This is a genomic window from Streptomyces sp. NPDC107500 (assembly GCF_055582785.1).
The window spans coordinates 569,356-588,629 of sequence record NZ_JBVJPF010000002.1 but is presented as its reverse complement, the minus strand read 5'-3'; the positions used below and the strand labels follow the sequence as shown (position 1 = coordinate 588,629).

Here is a 19,274-nt window from a genome sequence, read left to right as displayed (position 1 = left end):
GCCGCGCCGCCGCGGCCCGCCCCCCACCCCTCCCGCCAGAGACCCCTGGAGCCTGCCGTGCCCGTCGAACCGACCCCCGCCAAGCCGGCCCCCGTCCCGACCGCGCTCACCCCCGGCGTCGACGCCCCCACCTGGCCCGCCGAGTTCGCCGACCGCTACCGGGAGGCCGGGTACTGGCGTGGCGAGACCTTCGGTGGGGTGCTCCGCGAGCGGGCCGCCGCCCACCCCGACCGGGTCGCCCTGGTGGACCCCGCGCCCGAGCGCCGGGTGCGGACGTACCGGGAGCTGGACGAGGCGGCCGACCGGCTCGCCGCCGGCTTCGCGGCGCGGGGGATCGGGCGGGGGGACCGGGTCGTCGTCCAGTTGCCGAACGTGGCCGAGTTCGTCGAGGTGGTCTTCGCGCTGTTCCGGATCGGCGCGCTGCCGGTGTTCGCGCTGCCGGCCCACCGCGACACCGAGATCCTGCACTTCTGCTCCTTCAGCGAGGCCGTCGCGTACGTCGTCCCGGACGTACTCGCCGGCTTCGACCACCGTGAACTCGCGGCACGCGTTCGGCAGAACTGCCCGGGCCTGAAGGAGGTGTTCGTGGTGGGCGAGCCCGGCGTGCACACGGCACTGTCCGACGTGCCCCGCGACCCGTCCGGACCGCTGCCCGGACCCGAGCCGCACGAGCTGGCGTTCCTCCAGCTCTCGGGCGGGACGACCGGGGTGTCCAAGCTGATCCCCCGCACCCACGACGACTACGTCTACTCGCTCCGCGGCTCCAACGAGATCTGCGGCGTCGACGCCGGCACCCGCTACCTCGTGACCCTGCCCGCCGCCCACAACTTCCCGATGAGTTCACCCGGTTGGCTCGGCACCCTGTACGCGGGCGGAACGGTCGTCATGTGCCCCGGGCCCGAGCCGGCGACCGCCTTCGCGCTGATCGAGCAGGAGGGGATCACCCTCACCGGTCTGGTGCCGCCGCTCGCGTTGCTGTGGACGGAGGCCGCCGCACGCGGCGAGCACGACCTGTCGTCGCTCGGCCTGGTCCTGGTCGGCGGCGCCAAGTACAGCGAGCAGGCGGCGCGTCGGCTGGAGCCCGCACTGGGCTGCCGCCTGATGCAGGTCTTCGGCATGGCCGAAGGTCTGGTCAACTACACGCGCCTGGACGACGATCCGGAGACCGTCGTCACCACGCAGGGCCTGCCGATCTCCCCCGACGACGAGGTCCGGATCGTCGACGACGCCGACCGGGACGTGCCGGACGGCGAGTTCGGGCACCTGCTCACCCGAGGCCCCTACACCATCCGCGGCTACTGGCGGGCGCCCGATCACAACGGGCGCTCGTTCACCGAGGAGGGCTTCTACCGCACCGGTGACATCGTGCGCCGCACGCCGAGCGGACACCTGGTCGTCGAAGGCCGCGCCAAGGACCAGATCAACAGGGGCGGCGAGAAGGTCGCACCGGAGGAGATCGAGAACATCATCCTCGCCCACCCCGACGTGCACGACGTCTCACTCGTCGCGGTGCCCGACGACTTCCTCGGCGAACGCACCCTCGCCCACGTGATCCTGCGCGAGGGCGCCGAACCGATGCGCCCCGCGGCCATAAAGGCGTTCGTCCGCGCCCGCGGAGTCGCCGCGTACAAGATCCCCGACCTGGTCCGTTTCGTGGACGCCTTCCCCCATACGGGCGTCGGCAAGGTCAGCAAGAAGGGCCTGCGCTCCGCCGCGTCCGCCCCCGAGCAGCTCTGAGGAACCCCCATGCCACTTCCCGCCATCGCCGCCTATCCGCTCCCCACACCCGAGGAGCTCCCGGACAACCGGGTCTCCTGGACGGCGGACCCGGCCCGTTCCGTACTGCTCGTGCACGATCTTCAGCAGCACTTCCTGTCCGCCTTCCCGGCCGGCGAGCAGCCGCTGACCGGGATGCTCGCCAACACCGCGCGACTGCTGTCCGGGGCGCGCCAATTGGGCGTGCCAGTGGTGTACTCCACCCAGCGCGGCGGGCAGAGCCCGCAGGAGCGCGGGCTCCAACTCGACTTCTGGGGGCCCGGGGTGGCCGACGATCCGGCGGTGCTGGCGGTACCCGCGGACGTGGCGCCGGCGCCCGGGGACACGGTGCTGACGAAATGGAAGTACAGCGCCTTCGCCCGCACCGATCTGGAGGAGCGGCTCCGGGGCTGGGGCCGCGATCAGCTGGTGATCGTCGGCGTTTACGCGCACATCGGCGTGATGATGACGGCCTGTGACGCCTGGATGCGGGACATCCAGTCCTTCGTGGTCGCCGATGCCGTGGCGGACTTCTCCCCGGCCGACCACGAGATGGCGCTGCGCTGGTCCGCGGGCCGCTGCGCGGTGGTGTCCACCACGGACCGCACGCTGCGGACCTGGCTTGACACCCCGCTTCCCGACCAGAAAGATTAGGTAAGCCTTACCTAAGTGAACGTCATGGTTCCAGTGTGGTCCTGGTGGGACCCGAACAAAGGACGAGGATGTCAGCAGGGCACGTAGGCGCGGGACGGGACGACGGGCAGTCGGTCCACGATCTGGTCGGCATAGGCTTCGGCCCGGCCAATCTCGCGCTGGCCATCGCGATCGAGGAGCACAACGCGCACTGCGGCGGTGCCCGCTCACTGCGCACCGCCTTCCTGGAGCGGCAGCGGGAGTTCGGCTGGCACCGGGGCATGCTGCTCGCCGGCGCCACCATGCAGGTGTCCTTCCTCAAGGACCTGGCCACGATGCGCGATCCGAGCAGCCGCTTCACCTTCCTGCGGTTCCTGCACGAGCGGGGCCGGCTCGTCGACTTCATGAACCAGAAGACGTTCTTCCCGACGCGGATCGAGTTCCACGAGTACCTGAGCTGGTGCGCCACCGGGGTGTCCGAGCAGGTGCGCTACGGCCGGCAGGTCCATTCCGTCTCCCTTGAGGACGGCGGCGAGTCCGACGTCCTCGAGGTGCGCTCGCGCCCGGTGGACGGCTCCGCGGCCGAGGGCGAGACGCTGCGGGCCCGCAATCTCGTCATCGGCACCGGACTGACGCCGAGACTCCCCGACGGTGTCGAACTGGGGCCGCGGGTGTGGCACAACCGGGATCTGCTCCCCAACTCCGTTTCGCTGAAAAGCCGTTCGCACCGCCGTTTCGCCGTCGTCGGTGCCGGCCAGTCCGCCGCCGAGACCGTCGAGTTCCTGCACCGCGAGTTCCCGGACGCCGAGGTCTGCGCGGTCTTCAGCCGGTACGGGTACAGCCCCGCGGACGACAGCGCCTTCGCCAACCGGATCTTCGACCCGGGGGCGGTGGACGACTTCTACGCCGCGCCCGACGACGTCAAGCGGTCGCTGCTCGACTACCACTCCAACACCAACTACTCGGTCGTCGATCCCGATCTGATCGAGCAGCTGTACCGGACCTCCTACCAGGAGAAGGTGGCCGGCGACGAGCGGATGCGGTTCCTCAACACCACCGCCCTCACGGCCGTGGAGGAACGCGAGGACGGCGCCCGCCTCCACCTGCGTCCGCTGATCGAAGGGGAGCCGTACACCCTCGACTGCGACGCCGTGGTGATGGCGACCGGCTACCGGCCCACCGACCCGCGCACCCTGCTCGGCCCGCTGGCCGAGGAGTGCCTGACGGACGGTGCCGGGCGGCTGCGCATCAGCCGCGACCACCGGGTCCTCACCACCCCGCGGGTGCGCGCCGGGATCTACGTGCAGGGCGCCGCCACCGAGCACACGCACGGGATCACCTCCTCACTGCTCTCCGCCCTCGCGGTCCGCTCCGGCGAGATCTGCGACGCCCTGCTCCTCGACCGGGCCGGGCGGGGGGTGCCGGCTCCGGCCGCAGCGGTCGAAGCGGCCGCAGGCCTCGCCGTCACGACCGACTGAACCCTCGCCGGGACGCGTACGGACGCGGCCGTGTCCCCGCTCCGGCCCCCGCGCCCCGGCATCATCCACGCAAGGAGCTTCCATGGGCGCCAACCCCTTCGAGGACGACGGAGCCGACTTCCTCGTCCTGGTCAACCCGGACCGGCAGCATTCGCTGTGGCCCGCCTTCGCCGAGGTGCCCGCGGGCTGGACCGTGGTGCACGGTGAGGACTCCCGCGCCGGCTGCCTCGCCCACGTGGAGGAGCACTGGACGGACATGCGCCCCGCCGGCCTGATCGCGCACGCCGAACGCGCACGGTGACCCGTCGGGGAGTCCGTGCCACACGCTCCCGGCCACAGACGCAGCTCAACAGCCCGACCCCGCGACCCGATCGGGGATTCATCCGCTACGCCGGAACAAAGGATTCGCAGACGTGTCCATATCCACCTCGGTGCGTCCCCACCCCGTCTACGAGGCCGCCGACCTGCTGGCGGCCTACCTGACCGGATCGTTCTACTTCTCCTCGCCGCGCGGCACGATGCTGGCGGACGGGGTGCACTCCCGTGTCGCGCCGGCCCAAGGCACGCTCGCCGCGGCCGCCGCCCGGGCGCTGGACAAGGCCGCCCTGGCCGGCGTGCCGGACCCCGTGGTGGCCGGAGCCGTCGGCTTCCGTCCCGAGGCGGACGCCTCCCTGGTGGTGCCGGCCGTCGTACGGCGCGCGGGTGCGCCCGAGCACATACAGGTGCCGGACCTGCACACCCGCGAGGGCTGGCGGGTCCGGCCGGTCCCCGAACCCGAGGGCTACGCCGAGGGCGTGCGCCGCGCGCTGGACCTCATCCGCGACGAGAAGCTCCGCAAGGTGGTCCTCGCCCGCTGCCTGGAACTCACCGCCGACGCGCCCGTGTGGGTCCCCACCCTGCTCTCCCGGCTGGTGTGCGGCAACCCGTCCGCCTACGCCTTCGCCGCCGACGTCACGGCCCTCGGCGACAGCGCCTCGCGCACCCTCGTCGGCGCCAGCCCCGAACTGCTGGTGTCCCGGCGGGGCGCGACCGTGACCGCCAACCCCCTGGCCGGCTCCGCCCCGCGCACCGGCGACGAGGCGCTGGACCGGGAACGCGTCGCCCGACTGCGGAACTCGGCCAAGGACCTCGGCGAACACGCCCACACCGCGGGACAGGTGGCGGAGGTGCTCGGCCGGTTCTGCACGGACCTGGAGGTTCTCGACAGCCCCGAAGTACTCGGCACCCCGACCATGTGGCACCTGTCCACCAGGATCACCGGCCGGCTGCGCGACGCCGCCGACCCCGCCTCCTCGTCGCTAGGTCTGGCCGAGGCCCTGCACCCGACCCCCGCGGTGGGCGGAGTCCCCACCGTCGGAGCCGTCGACGCCATCGCCGAGATCGAGGCCCAGGACCGCGGCTTCTACGCCGGCATGGTCGGCTGGAACGACCGGCACGGCGACGGCGAATGGGCGGTGACGATCCGCAGCGCCGAGGTGTGCGACCGGACGGTACGGATCTTCGCCGGCGCCGGAGTCGTCGCCGGCTCGCACCCCGAGGCCGAACTCGCCGAGACCACCGCCAAGTTCCGCACCCTTCTCAAGGCGCTCGGACTGGAGAACCTGGCGTGAGACCTCACCACCGCGGCACGACCGACCACACACCAACAGGAGCCAACCGGTGAACCAGACACTGTCGTCCGAGCGGATTCTTGCGGACGTGGCCGAGATCCTCGGGTGCGACACCTCCGAGATCGGGCCCGAGGAGAACCTCTTCGACCTCGGCATGGACTCGGTCCGGCTGATGACCCTGACCGAGCGCTGGCGTTCGGCCGGAGCCTTGGGCCTGGAGCTTCCCGACCTCGCGGAACAGCCCGAACTCGCCCACTGGATAAGCCTGCTGACGGGCAAGAGGGAAAGTCCGTGACGGCAAAGGGTCAAGGGCACCGGCACCTGGAGCGGATCGCCGAGGTCCGGGCCGGGAGCGTCCCGCAGAAGGTGCGCTATCCGATCCGCATCCGTGAGGCACGGGTCGTGCGCACCACCATGGTGGGCACCGGACTGCTGCGGCTGACCCTGGGCGGGCCCGGCGTCGAGGGCTTCGAGTCCCACTCGCCGATCGACCACGTGAAGCTGATCTTCCCGGAGCCGGACGGCTCGCTGCGCCTACCGGAGCCCAACGGCGACCTGTTGCGCTGGCCGCGTCCGGCACCCACCTCACGCGAGTACACCGTGCGCCGTCACGACGCGGCGGCCGGGGAGATCGACATCGACATCGCCCCGCACGAGGGCGGCCTGGCCTCCGACTGGGCCCGGGACGTGGCCCCCGGTGACCGCGCCCACGTCGCGGGCCCGCCCGGCGGGCTGATCGTCCCCCCGGTCTACGACCGCTACCTGCTGGTCGCCGACATCACGGCGCTGCCCGCGGTCGCCCGCTGGCTCGAGCACCTGCCGGGCGACGCCCGGGGCTGGGCGTTCGTCGAGGTCGCCGACGCCACGCAGGAGATCCCGCTCTCCGCCCCGGAGGGGGTCGAGGTGCACTGGCTGCACCGCGGCGCCCGCCCGGCCGGCACCGGTGATCTCCTGGTCCGGTCCGTCACCGGGATCACCGTGCCCGAGGGCGAGCGGCTGTACGCCTGGATCGCCGGCGAGGCGGGGCAGATCAAACCTCTGCGCCGCTGGATCCGGGACGAACTGCGCCTGGAACGCGCCGACTACGAGATCAGCGGTTACTGGAAACGCGGCGTCGCCGACTTCGACGACGACCACGACCACGAGCCGCACGGGCACGACCACGACCACGAGCCGCACGGGCACGACCGTGACCAGCGAGGAGCATGAGGCGGGTCGCACCCGCCGCCCCGCCCTTCCCCTCCCCGACCCGGTGTCCGGTACTCCGACGGTCGTCCCCACCTTGCAAGGAGAGTGAGTTGACCACCCCACGCGTCCCCTCGCGCCGGCTGCTTCCCCTGACCGGCGCCCAGCGGGGAATCTGGAACGCCCAGCGCCTGGAGCCCGACTCCCCGTACTACCTGGTCGGGGACGTGGTGGAGATAGCGGGCCGGGAACCGGTGGACGCCCAGGCGGTGGCAGAGGCCGTCCGCGCCACCACCGAGGAGGCCGAGAGCCTGCGGCTGCGCGTGTACGACACCGCCGACGGGCCCCGCCAGGCCGTCAGCGAGGAGCCGGTTCAGACGCCCCGCGTCATCGACCTCAGCGACCGGCCGGACCCGGCCGCCGCCGCGGAGGCATTCGTCGAGGCCGAACGGAGCCGGGCCGCCGAGAGCTGCCGCCTCATGGTGGACCGTCCCCTCTACGCGCCGGTCGTCATCCGGTTGTCGGACCGCGAGGTCTGGTACACCCAGCTCGGCCACCACCTGGTCTTCGACGGTTACAGCGGCGCCATGATGGCCCGCCGCACCGCCGCCCACTACACCGCCCTGGTCGGCGGGACCGAACCCTCCGCCTGCAACTTCGGCACCATGGAGGCCCTGGTCGAGGTCGACCAGGAGTACCGGGACAGCGCCCGCGCCGCCGAGGACCGGGCGTACTGGGTGGACCGTTTCACCCCGTTGCCCGGGCTCGGCGAGGAGCCGGCGCCCGCCGCGCCCTCCGGTCGCTCGCTGCTCGTCCGGACCGAACTCGGCCCCGAGGACGTGGCGCGGCTGCACGCCTTCGCCAAGGCGGAGAACGTCACCTGGGGCGAGGCGATGATCGCCTGCTACGCCGCCTTCCTGCACCGCGTGCTGGGCGACGACGAGGTCGTCTTCGCACTGCCGCTGATGTGCCGCAGGGCCGCGGTGGAACTGCGCACCCCCGCGATGGCGGTCAACGTGCTGCCGCTGCGTACCCGCGTCCACCCCGAGGACGGACTGGCCGCGCTGACCCGGCGCGTCGCCTCGACCCTGCGCGAGATGCGCAGGCACCAGCGCTACCGCGGCGAGGACCTGCCGCGCGACCTCGCGGTCCCCGGCGCCGGCGCGCTGCTGCACGGCCGAGGGATCAACCTCAAGGCATTCGACCTGGCGCTGGACTTCGCCGGTGCCCGCGCGGTGATGCGCAACGTGGCCGGTGGACCGCCCGAGGACCTGGGACTGTCGGTGCTGCCCACCCCGTCGGGCGGCCTGCTCCTCGGCTTCGAGGTGGACGCCCGTGACAACGACCGGGCCACCGTGGACGGCAGACTGGCCGCCCTGCGCGCCCTGCTGACGGGCCTGCTCGACGGGCACCCCGTGGGCCGCGTCTCCCTGAACCCCGACGGACCCCCCGCCGAATGGGCACCGCCGGCGCTGCCCGGTGAGCACCTGTCCGTACCCGAGGCCCTCGATGCCGTGGCCGCCGCCGGTCCGGGGCGCACCGCCCTGGTGTGCGGGGAGGAACGCTGGTCCGCCGGTGAACTGGCGGGCCGGGTGCACCGGCTGGCCCGCGCGCTGCGCGCCCGCGCCATCGGTGCCGAGGACGTGGTGGCACTGGCCCTGCCCCGCTCCGCCGAGATGGTGACCGCCCTGCTCGCGGTGGCCGACGCGGGCGCGGCCTTCCTGCCCCTGGACACCGCGTACCCGCCGGAGCGACTGCGCGCCCTGGTCGCCGACGCCCGTCCCACGCTCGTGGTGACCTCCGGCGCGGCCGGCGCGATCGAGGGCGTCGACGGGACCGACTGGAAGACCCTGCTCGACGAGGCGGAGGGACTCTCCGCCGAGCCGCTGGCGCCCGCCGAACTCGCCGCCCCGCGCCACCCGGAGCAGCTGGCCTACGTGATCCACACCTCCGGCTCCTCCGGCCGCCCGAAGGGTGTGCTCGGACGGGCCGGCGGTCTCGCCTCCCTGCTGCACCACCAGCGGTCCACCGTCGTCGCGGAGGCGGAACGCTCCGCCGGCCGCCCCCTGCGGGTCGCCCACACCTACTCCTTCGCCTTCGACTCCGCCCTCGACCACCTCGTCTGGCTGCTGTGCGGACACGAACTCCACGTCTACGACGCCGAGACCGCCCGCGACGCCGAACTACTCCTCGCCGCCTTCACGCGCGACGGCATCGACGTCGTCGACACCACGCCCTCGATGGCCGTGCCGCTGATCGACGGAGGGCTGCTGGACCTCGGACCGACGCTGCTCGTACTCGGCGGCGAGGCCACCCCGGCCGCGCTCTGGCAGCGGATCACCGCCGCCGGGGTCACCGCCCGCAACATGTACGGGCCCACCGAGGCCACCGTCGACAGCACCACCGCGCTCCTGACCGGCGCCGAGCCGACCATCGGCCACCCCCTCGCGGGCACCCGCGTCCACGTACTCGACCACGCCCTGCAACCGGTGCCCGACGGCGCCGTCGGCGAGCTGTACCTGGCGGGCCCCCACCTGGCCCGGGGCTACCTCGGCATGCCCGAAACCACCGCCGAACGGTTCGTGGCCGATCCCTACGGCCCGCCCGGCTCCCGCATGTACCGCACCGGTGACCAGGCCCGCTGGGTCCCCGGACGCGGACTGGACTACCTCGGCCGCGCCGACGGCCAGGTGAAGGTGCGCGGCCACCGGGTGGAACTCGGCGAGGTCGAGTCGGCGCTGGCCGCCCTGCCGGGCGTCACCGCGGCCGCCGCGGACGTACGGGCCGCCCGGCTGGTCGGGTACGTCGTGCCCGCCACCGGCACCACCACCGTCACCCCCGACGGGATCCGGGCCGCCCTGTCCGAACGGCTGCCCGAGCACCTGGTGCCGGCGGCCGTGGTGGTACTCGGCACCCTGCCCCTCACCCCCAACGGCAAGCTCGACCGCGCCGCCCTGCCCGCCCCCGCCGCGGCGGGCCGCGGCCGGGAGCCCCACACCGAACGCGAGCGGCTGCTGTGCGGCGTGCTCGCCGAGGTCCTCGAAATGGAGCAGGTGGGAGTCGACGACGACTTCTTCTCGCTCGGCGGCGACAGCATCACCGCGATCACCGTCAGCAGCCGGCTGCGGCGCGCGGGTCTCGAACTGCGCCCCCGCGACCTGCTGGCCCGCCGCACCTTCGCCGCCCTGGCGGCCTCCGCCACCGAGGCGAAGCCCGCAGACGAACCCGCCGACGAGCCCAGCGGGCCGGTCACCGCCCCGCCCATCGTCCGGCAACTCCTCGACCCCCACCCCGATGTGGACGTGGTCGCGGGCTACGCGCAGTGGACCGCCCTGCGCGTCGGCGAACTCACCCTCGACGACCTCCTCGCCGGCGTACGGACCGTCCTCGACCGGCACGACGCGCTGCGCCTGTCCGTCGGCGCGTCCGGCACCGAGGTGCTGCCGCGGGGCACGGTCCGCGCATCGGCCACCGAGGCGCACGGTGAGGACGCCGCGGCGGTGGCGGAGCGCCTCGCGGGCGAACTCGCCCCCCGCCACGGCGACCTGCTGCGTGCCGCCCTGATCCGTACCGCGGCCGGTGAGCCCGACGAACTGGTCGTCGTCGTGCACCACCTCGCCATGGACGGCGTGTCCTGGCGGATCCTCGTCCCCGACCTCCAGGCGGCCTGCACCGGCGGCGGACTGGAGCCCGTCGGTGCCTCCTGGCGCCGGCACGCCCAGCTCCTCGCGGAGCGGGGCCGGACCGGGGCGTGCCGTCAGGAGCTGGACCACTGGCAGTCCGTCCTGGACTCCGCGACCCGGCTGGGCGCACGGCCGCTGGACCCGGCACGCGACACCGTCTCCACGGCCCACCGTACGGTCACGATGGCGTCCCCGGCCGTCACCGAGGCCCTGCTGACCACGCTGCCCGCGGCCTACCGGGCGGGTGTGGACGAAGTGCTGCTCGCGGCGCTGACGCTCGCGCTGCGGGAGTCCGGGCCCTCGGCGGGCCCGGACGAGACCGGCGGTGGCGACACCGTGACCGTCACCCTGGAGGGCCACGGCCGGGAGGACCTCGACCTCTCCCGCACCGTGGGCTGGTTCACCGGCGAACACCCCGTGCGGGTGCCCGCGTCCGGCGGACCCGCGGACGTCCTGCGCGCGGCCAAGGAGGCCAAGCGCGGTGTCCCCGGCAACGGCCTCGGCTACGGCGTGCTGCGCTACCTGGACCCGGCTGGCGCCGCCCTGTCCGCCGTCCCGGCCCCCGACGTACTCCTGAACTACCTGGGCCGCTTCGCCGCCCCGGCCGGTGACGGCTGGCGGCTGCCGGAACGGGAAGCCTTCTCCGTGATCGAACCCGGTGCCAAGGCACTGGAGCAGGTGCTGGCCCTCAACTGCTTCGTCCACGAGGAGGGCGAGCCCCGGCTGGCCGTCGAGTGGACCGCCGCCACCGGAGTCCTCGACACCGAGGCACTGGCCGCCCTGCAACAGGCATGGGACCGGGCCCTCGACGTCCTCGCCGAGCACGCGCTCCACGCCACCGGCGGACTCACCCCCTCCGACCTGCCTCTCGTCACCCTGGACCAGGACACCATCGCCACCCTGGAACGCCGGGGCCGCCTGGCGGACGTCTGGCCCGCCACCCCGTTGCAGGTCGGCCTCTCCTTCCACACCCTGGTCCGCGACGAGGACGACACGGACGTGTACGTCGTCCAGGCCGTCACCACCCTCGAAGGCGCCCTGGACCCCGCGCGCATGGCCGAGGCGGCGCGGGAACTGCTGCGCCGCCACCCCTCGCTCCGCGTCCACCTCGCCTCCGCGGGGGACGAGGTCGTGCAGGTGGTCCCGGCGGAGGTCGCGGTGGACTGGCGGCAGGACGACGACTTCGACACCGCCGCCCGCGAGGAACTGGCGCGGCCCTTCGACCCGTCGACGCCGCCGCTGATCCGCTTCCTGCTGTCCCGGGTCGCCCCGGACGTGCACAAGCTCGCCATCACCAACCACCACGCGCTGCTGGACGGCTGGTCCATGCCGCTGGTCGGCCGGGCGCTGCTCGGCATCTACGCCGAACTGGGCGGCGGGGACGCCGTGCCCCCGGCCGCCGACCCGACCGAGTACTACCGCTGGCTGGTCGCCCGGGACCGCGGAGCCTCCGAGGACGCCTGGCGCCAGGCGCTGGCCGGCGTCGACGGGGCCACCCGCCTCGCCCCCGCCACGGCCGGCGGCGCGGTGGAGCGGCCCGGACGGATCTCCGTCGGACTCGGCGCGGAGTTCAGCGAGCGGCTGCGCGCCTTCGCCCGGGAACAGGGCGTCACCCTCACCACGGTCTTCCAGACCGCCTGGGGCCTGCTCCTCGGCAGGCTCACCGGCCGCAGCGACGTCGTCTTCGGCTGCCCGGTGTCCGGCCGGCCCGCCGAGGTCGGCGCCGTGGAGTCCATGATCGGGCAGCTCGGCACCACCATCCCGGTCCGGGTACGCCACCACCAGGACCAGAGCACCCGCGACCTCCTCGCCGAGGTGCACGCCGAGAGCGTCCGACTCGCGGAGCACCACTACGTCGGCCTGCCCGGGATCCAGCGCCTCGCCGGCGTCGGTGAACTCTTCGACACCATGCTGGTGATGGAGAACTTCCCGCTCGCCGGCCGGAAGCGCACCCCCTTCGCCCCCGGGCTCGACCTGGCCGCGGTGGACATCACCGACGCCACGCACTACCCGCTCACCGTGATCGTGCTCCCCGACGACGACGCGATCACCGTCGGTCTCGGCTACCAGCCCGGCGCCTTCACCGAGTCCCGGGTCGCCGACATCGGCCGCTGGCTGCACCACCTGCTGCGGGAGATCACCGGCGACCCCGAGCGGCCCGCGCTCGCCCTGCCCGTGCTCGAACCGGAAGAGCGGCAGCGGATGCTGCGCACCGGCACCGAGACCGTCCCCGCCCGCGCGTACGGCCCCTGGCTCGACGTCTTCGCCTCCTGGGTGCGCCGCAAGCCGGACGCCGAGGCCCTGGTCTGCCGCGACCGCAGCCTCTCGTACGACGAACTCGACCGGCGGGCGAACCGGCTCGCGCACGCGCTGCTGCGGCGCGGCGTACGGCCGCAGGACCCGGTCGCGGTCTTCCTCGGCCGGGACGTCGAGATGACCGTCGCCCTGTTCGGCGTGGCCAAGGCCGGAGCGGTCTACGTGCCGATGGACGCGAGCTACCCCGAGGACCGCCTGGCGTACATGCTGGACGACCTCGCCCCCGCCGCCGCCGTCACCACCGGGGCCGAACTGCCCACCGCGCGCGACATCCCCGTACTGCGGCTCGACGACCCGTCCACCCTCGACGGAATGCCGGACACCGACCCCGCCGAGGCCCGCGCCGGGCTGACCGAGGACGCCCTGGCGTACGTCATCTACACCTCCGGAACCACCGGGCGCCCCAAGGGTGTCGGGGTCACCCACCGGGGGGTGCCCGATCTGATCGCGTTGCAGGAGGAGGTCGTCGGGATCACCGAGCACGACCGCTACCTGCACTTCGCCTCCACCGGCTTCGACGTGGCGTTCTGGCAGACCATGGTTCCCCTGCTGTCCGGCGGTACCTCGGTGATCGCCCCCGAGGAGGTGCGCGTACCGGGCGACGAACTCCTCGACTACATCGTCGAGCACCGGGTGACCGGGGTGAACCTCCTGCCGTCCTTCCTGGCGGCGATGCCCGACGACCGCACCGTGGACCCCGACGTGTTCTTCGTCGTCGGCGCCGAACGGCTCGACCCCGAACTCGCGCGCCGCTGGGGCACGGGCAGGCGGGCCCTCTTCAACGCCTACGGCCCCACCGAGGTCACCATCAACTCCGTGACCTGGCAGTACGATCCGGACGACGCCGGACCGCTGCCGATCGGCCGGCCCGACCCGAACGTCCGCGCCTACGTGCTGGACCGGGGGCTCCACCCGGTGGGCACCGGGACCACCGGAGAGCTGTATCTGGCCGGCCCCAGCCTGGCCCGCGGCTACCTCGGACGGCCCGGACTGACCGCCGCCGCCTTCGTGGCCGACCCGTTCGGCCCGCCCGGGGAGCGGATGTACCGCACAGGTGACCTGGTGCGGTGGCGTCCGGACGGGCAGCTCGTGTTCCTCGGCCGGGCCGACCACCAGGTCAAGATCCGCGGGTTCCGCGTCGAACTCGGTGAGATCGAATCCGCCCTGACCCGCCATCCGGCGGTCCGCGCGGGCGCCGTGATCATGCGCGAGGGCAGGCTCGTCGGCTACCTCATCCCCGCCGACGGCACCACCCCCGACACCACGGAGATCCGCTCCCACCTCGCCGCGCGACTGCCGGACCACATGGTCCCGACCGCCCTCGTGGTGATCGACGCGCTGCCCCTGAGCCCCAGCGGCAAGCTGGACGCCGCCGCCCTGCCGGCCCCGGAGACCGCCGCGAGCCGGCGCCGTGATGCCGCGAACCCGGCCGAGGCCGTCCTGCTCGGCGTGGTCCGGGACCTCCTCGGCAACGAGGAGATCGGCCCCGAGGACGACTTCTTCGCCCTCGGCGGCGACAGCATCGTCTCCCTCCAGGTGGTCTCCCGGGCCCGCCGCAAGGGACTCGGGCTGCGCGCCCGCGACGTCTTCGAGGGAGCGACGGTCGCGGGGATCGCCGCCCGCGCCCGCGCCCTGGAGGAGGCCGAGGCACCGGCGGTGGGCGACGCCCCGCTCACCGCGGTCATGCGGGACCTGCTGCGCCGCGCGGGCGACGCCGCCGACGGCTTCTGCCAGTGGGTGGAGGTCGCCGTCCCCGCCGGCGGCGACGAGGAACGCTGGCGCGGGGCGCTCGACGCCGTGCTGGCCCGGCACGACGTCCTCCGCGCCCACCTGGCCCAGGACGCGCTGCGCATCCCCCCGGCGGGCACGGTCACGGCGGCCGAGGTGCTGCTCCGGGTACCGGTCGCCGGAGACCTCTCCGCCGGAGAACTGCGCGAACTGATCGACGCCCGGATCGCCACCGCCCGCGCCGGGATGGCACCCGCCACCGGGCCGCTGCTGCGCGCCCTGTGGGTGGACGCCGGGCCCTCGGTGCCCGGCAGGCTCGTCCTGATCGCCCACCACCTCCTGGTGGACGGCGTCTCCTGGCGCGTCCTGCTCGACGACGTGCGGCACGCCTACGAGGGCGGGGAGCTGGTCCGGCACGGGATGTCCTTCCTCGCCTGGGCGCGTTCCCTGCGGGAGGCCGACCGGCGGTCCGAACTCCCGCACTGGCGGCGGACGACGCCCACCCCGCCGATCGCGGCCCGGCCGCTCGACCCCGCCCGGGACACCGTGGCCACCGCCGTCCACCACGAGATCCGGCTGGACGCCGACGCCACCCGGGCACTGGTCACCACCCTGCCCGCCGCCCTGCGCGCCACCCCGGACGCGGGACTGCTCTCGGCCCTCGCCCGGGCGGTACGCGCCTGGCGCGGCGACCCGCGCCTGCTGGTCGCCCTGGAGAGCCACGGCCGCCCCAGCCACGTGGACCTGTCCCAGACCGTGGGGTGGTTCACCGCCGTGCACCCCGTACTGCTCGACGCGGAGGAGGACCCGGCTCAGGTGGCGGAGCGGCTGCGCGCCCAGGGCGACGGACTCGGCCACGGCATCCTCACCACGGCCGGACTGCTGGACCCGGTCGGGCCCGAGATCGCCTGGAACTACCTGGGCCGCTACGCCGCCGCGCCCTCGGAGGAGACCCCCTGGCAGTCCCCGCCGGACGCGGACCCCCTGGGCTCCGGCGGCACGCCCGAACTCCCGCTGCCGCACGCCCTGATGATCAACGCGCTGGTACGGGACGACCGCCTCGGCATCCGCCTGACCTGGCCGGGCGAGCTGTTCACGGAGCCCGAGATCGAGGAACTGGCCGGACATCTGCGCACCGCCCTGCTGGAGACGGCGGCGGCGTCCGGGGAACTGGTCCGGCTCGGCGACGGCCGTCCGGTCGCCGAGGCGCAGTCGCTCGCCCCGTTGCAGTCGGTCATGCTGCGGCACTCGCGCACCGAACACCCCGACCCGTACACGGTGCAGTCCTGCTTCTCCCTCGCCGGACCGCTCGACGCGGACGCCCTGCGGGAGGCCGGCGCGGACCTGCTGGCCCGGCACCCCAACCTGGGGGCCGTGTTCCCCGGCGCTCTCGGGCTCGTACCGCGGTCCGCGCGACCGGACTTCCGGGTGTCCGACGGCCCGGCCGAGGAGGTCCTCGCCGCCGACCTGGCCGAGACCTTCGACCTCGGCGCCGGGCCGCTCTTCCGGCTGACCGTGATCCGGCACCACGCGGAACGCTTCGACCTGGTCCTGACCACCCATCACGTACTCTCCGACGGCTGGTCGGCCCCGCGGATCCTCACCGAACTGTTCTCCCTCTACACCGCCCGGGTGCGGGGCGGGAAGGCGGACCTGCCGGAGCCCGTGCCGTTCTCGCGCTACCTGGACTGGCGCGCGGCGAACCCGCCCTCCCTCACGGCCTGGGCGGATGAACTGGCGGACCTGCCAGAGGGGGACCACTTCGGCGCCGGAGAGCCGGGCCCCGCCTGGCAGGAACCCGCGGTGGTCACGGTCGACGCCGCCCTGGTGGCCGAGCTGAGCGGCATCGCCGCCGAGCGCGGACTGACCCGCAACACCCTGGTGCAGGGCGCCTGGTCGATCCTCCTCGCGCGCCGCGCCGGGCGGGCGGACGTCTGCTTCGGCGCCATGGTCGCCTGTCGCCCGCCGGAGCTGGAGGGCGTCGAGGAGATCATCGGGCTGCTGGCCAACACGGTGCCCGTGCGGGCCCGGTTGAGCGGCACCCTCGCCGAGACGCTGACCGCCCTGCAGAACGGACAGCGCGCGCTGCTGGAGCACCATCACGTCGACCTGTGCGACTTGGAGCGGCTGACCGGCGGGCAGCGGCTCTTCGACAGCATGGTCGTCTTCGAGAACTACCCGGTCGACCGCGACAAGCTGCGCGAACCCGCCCCCGGGCTCACCCTCGTCGGCACCCGGTTCCGCGAGGCCACCCACCACCCGGTCACCCTCACCGTGATGCCCGAGGGCGACGGCTGGACCTGCGTGCTCGCCCACCGCGCCGGGGTGGACGCCGAGGGGCTCGCCGAGGAACTGCTGACGCTGCTGCGCCGGCTGGGCGACCACCTCGAGGACGACGTGCGCACCCTCCTGGGGAGCCGATGAGCGAGCCGCCCGCACGGGCCGAGCCCGCACAGGCCCCACCGGACCGGGTGGACAAGGGACTGCTGCGCATCGCCTTCATCCTGGTGCTCGGCACCTTCATGGCGTCCCTGGACGCCACCATCGTCAGTGTCGGCATCGACACCCTGACCCGGGAGTTCGACGCCTCCGTCGGCGAGATCCAGTGGGTCAGCAGCGCCTACCTGCTGGCCGTCGTCACAGCGGTGCCCGCCTCCGGCTGGCTCGCCGACCGCTTCGGCGGCCGGCGGGTCTGGCTGGCCGCCGTCGCGGTGTTCCTGATCGGCTCGGCACTGTGCGCCCTGGCCTGGTCGGCGACCAGTCTGATCGTCTTCCGGGTGATCCAGGGCCTCGGCGGGGGAGTGCTGCCGCCGACCGGGCAGGCACTGCTGGCCCGTATCGCAGGGCCGACCCGCACCGGCAAGGTGATCAGCGTGGTGGCGGTCGTGCCCCTGCTCTCCCCGGTGCTCGGCCCCCTGGCCGGCGGCGCACTGCTGGGAGTTGCCTCCTGGCAGTGGCTGTTCCTGGTCAACCTGCCGATCGGCGCGGTCGCCGTGCTGCTCGCCCGGCGGTACGTCCCGGTGGTGCCGCCCGCGGCCAAGGGCACGGCGTTCGACGTACGGGGGGCGCTGCTGCTGTCGCCGGGCCTCGCGGTCCTCGTCTACGGGCTGACCGAGGTCTCCGAAGGGCGCCGGCTCCCGGGCTTCCTCGGCGTGGGAGCCGGGCTGCTGATGCTGGCCGCGTTCGCCGTGCACGGGCTGCGGACCCGCGGCACCCCGCTGATCGACCCCCGGCTCTTCGCCCGGCCGCCCTTCGGCCCGGCGGCGCTCGCCCTGCTCGTGCTCGGCGCCTCGGTGTTCGGCACGGCCTTCCTGCTGCCCCTCTATCTGCAGACCGGCGAAGGACTCTCGGCCTGGGAGGCAGGTCTGCTGCTGGCTCCGCAAGGGGTGGGCGCGGCGGCCGGCTCGGTACTGGTCAACCGGACCATCAACGTGGTGTCCCCCCGGGCCCTGGTCGTCACCGGCGTCGGTCTCGTCCTCGCCGGAACCGTCCCGTTCACCCAACTCGACGGCGGCCTGCCGGACGCCGTCATGGTCGCGGCGCTGGCGGTACGCGGCTTCGGCATGGCCATGATCGGCGCGCCGTTGATGAACATCGTCTACACCCGTATCGAGCCCTCCCACCTAGCCCGCGCCTCCGGAGCGCTCAACCTGCTCAACACCGTCGGTGGTTCCCTCGGCACCGCCGCCCTCGCCGTGATCCTGCAGAGCCGGCTCGACGCCCGGCAGGACATTCCCGCGGCGTTCTCCGACACCTTCTGGTGGGTGGTGGGGCTCGCGCTGCTCGCGGCGGCGGGGACCACCAGGCTGCCCAGGACCCCCGTCGACAGGAGTGCGTGATGCTGCTGCCCGTCCCGGCCGAACTGCACTCGGCCGTCCCTCTCGCCCCCGCCACGGCACAGGCCGTCGCGGCCCACCGCGACACCGTCGCCGCGGTGCTCGACGGCAAGGACCCCCGACTGCTCGTGGTCGTCGGACCCTGCTCGGTCCACGACACCGAGGCGGCCCTGGACTACGCGGACCTGCTCGGCGGGGCCGCCCGCCGGCTCGCCGACGACCTGGTCGTCGTCCTCCGCGCCTACCTCGAGAAGCCCCGCACCGCGCTGGGCTGGAAGGGCCTGCTCGACTCGCCCGCCCTAGACGGCAAGAGCGACCTGGCCGCCGGACTGCGCGCCGGACGCACCTTCCTGGTCGAGGCCGCCGGGCGGGGGCTGCCGCTCGCCTACGAGTTCGTCGACCCGCTGCTCGCCCCGTACGTGGCGGACACGGTCTCCTGGGCCGCCATCGGGGCCCGTACGGTCGCCAGCCAGCCGCACCGGCACCTGGCCTCGTGGCTGCCCATGCCCGTCGGCATGAAGAACTGCGTCTCCGGCGATCTGGGTCCGGCCGTCGCCGCCGCACAGGTCGCCGCCCATCCGCACGCCCTCCCCATGCTCTCCCCGCAGGGGCGGCTCACCCTCACCCACACCGTCGGAAACTCCCACCCGCACGTGGTGCTGCGCGGCGGGCCGGTCCCCAACTACGGCGCCGACGAGGTGGAGCGGGCCGCCGGCCTGCTGGCGGCCGCCGGCCTGAGGCCGTCGGTCGTCGTGGACGCCTCCCACGGCAACAGCGCCAAGGACCACAACCGCCAGGCGGAGGTCGTCGCCGACCTGGCCCGGCGGATCGGCGAAGGCGAGCAGGCCCTCACCGGTGTGATGATCGAGTCCTATCTCGCCGACGGCCGGCAGAACCTCACGGCACAGCCACTGCGGCCCGACCTGAGCGTCACCGACGCCTGCCTCGGCTGGGAGCGTACGGAGCCGCTGCTCGACGCCCTGGCCGTGGCCTCCCGGCACCGCAGACGGGCCCGGGCGGCGGTCCCCGCGTAGGGCGGCCCCGAGCCCC

At 73.9% G+C, this 19,274-nt stretch carries 10 protein-coding genes; all 10 read left to right on the top strand.

Translation table 11 applies throughout. The annotated features are described in order from the left end of the window. The first annotated feature begins 57 nt into the window (after nt 1-57). The 10 genes from ACZ67M_RS08660 to ACZ67M_RS08615 all read left to right on the top strand — a co-directional run bounded on the left by ACZ67M_RS08660 (nt 58) and on the right by ACZ67M_RS08615 (nt 19,258). Nucleotides 58-1,737, top strand: a complete 1,680-nt coding sequence (locus ACZ67M_RS08660) for a (2,3-dihydroxybenzoyl)adenylate synthase (protein ID WP_392011977.1) — start codon at nt 58-60, stop codon at nt 1,735-1,737. Nucleotides 1,738-1,746: 9 nt separating this feature from the next. Further along, nucleotides 1,747-2,409 carry an isochorismatase family protein gene (locus ACZ67M_RS08655; protein WP_469850152.1) on the top strand — a complete coding sequence of 221 codons (663 nt, stop codon included), beginning with the start codon at nt 1,747-1,749 and terminating at the stop codon, nt 2,407-2,409. Between the two features lie 68 nt (nt 2,410-2,477). Beyond that, complete coding sequence (locus ACZ67M_RS08650; RefSeq protein WP_469850150.1) at nt 2,478-3,866, top strand: lysine N(6)-hydroxylase/L-ornithine N(5)-oxygenase family protein; 1,389 nt, start codon at nt 2,478-2,480, stop codon at nt 3,864-3,866. 82 nt (nt 3,867-3,948) lie between these two features. After that, on the top strand, nt 3,949-4,167 hold the full coding sequence (locus ACZ67M_RS08645; protein WP_361358214.1) for an MbtH family protein: 219 nt from the start codon (nt 3,949-3,951) through the stop codon (nt 4,165-4,167). 112 nt (nt 4,168-4,279) lie between these two features. Further along, a complete protein-coding gene (locus ACZ67M_RS08640; RefSeq protein ID WP_469850147.1) occupies nt 4,280-5,476 on the top strand; it encodes an isochorismate synthase in 1,197 nt (398 codons plus the stop codon). 49 nt (nt 5,477-5,525) lie between these two features. Beyond that, nucleotides 5,526-5,771: a phosphopantetheine-binding protein gene (locus ACZ67M_RS08635; RefSeq protein ID WP_392011966.1), complete on the top strand. Its 246-nt coding sequence runs from the start codon at nt 5,526-5,528 to the stop codon at nt 5,769-5,771. Further along, nucleotides 5,768-6,685 (top strand): siderophore-interacting protein, encoded by a 918-nt coding sequence (locus tag ACZ67M_RS08630; RefSeq protein WP_469850146.1) that lies wholly within the window; start codon nt 5,768-5,770, stop codon nt 6,683-6,685. Before ACZ67M_RS08635 ends, ACZ67M_RS08630 begins: the two co-directional genes overlap by 4 nt. Nucleotides 6,686-6,774: 89 nt before the next feature. After that, entirely contained in the window at nt 6,775-16,812 is a 10,038-nt protein-coding gene (locus ACZ67M_RS08625) for an amino acid adenylation domain-containing protein (RefSeq protein ID WP_469850144.1), read from the top strand. Beyond that, complete coding sequence (locus ACZ67M_RS08620; RefSeq protein ID WP_469850142.1) at nt 16,809-18,227, top strand: MDR family MFS transporter; 1,419 nt, start codon at nt 16,809-16,811, stop codon at nt 18,225-18,227. The genes ACZ67M_RS08625 and ACZ67M_RS08620 overlap by 4 nt, the downstream gene beginning before the upstream one ends. Beyond that, nucleotides 18,227-19,258 (top strand): 3-deoxy-7-phosphoheptulonate synthase, encoded by a 1,032-nt coding sequence (locus ACZ67M_RS08615; RefSeq protein ID WP_467320837.1) that lies wholly within the window; start codon nt 18,227-18,229, stop codon nt 19,256-19,258. Before ACZ67M_RS08620 ends, ACZ67M_RS08615 begins: the two co-directional genes overlap by 1 nt. The last annotated feature ends 16 nt before the right edge of the window (nt 19,259-19,274 follow it).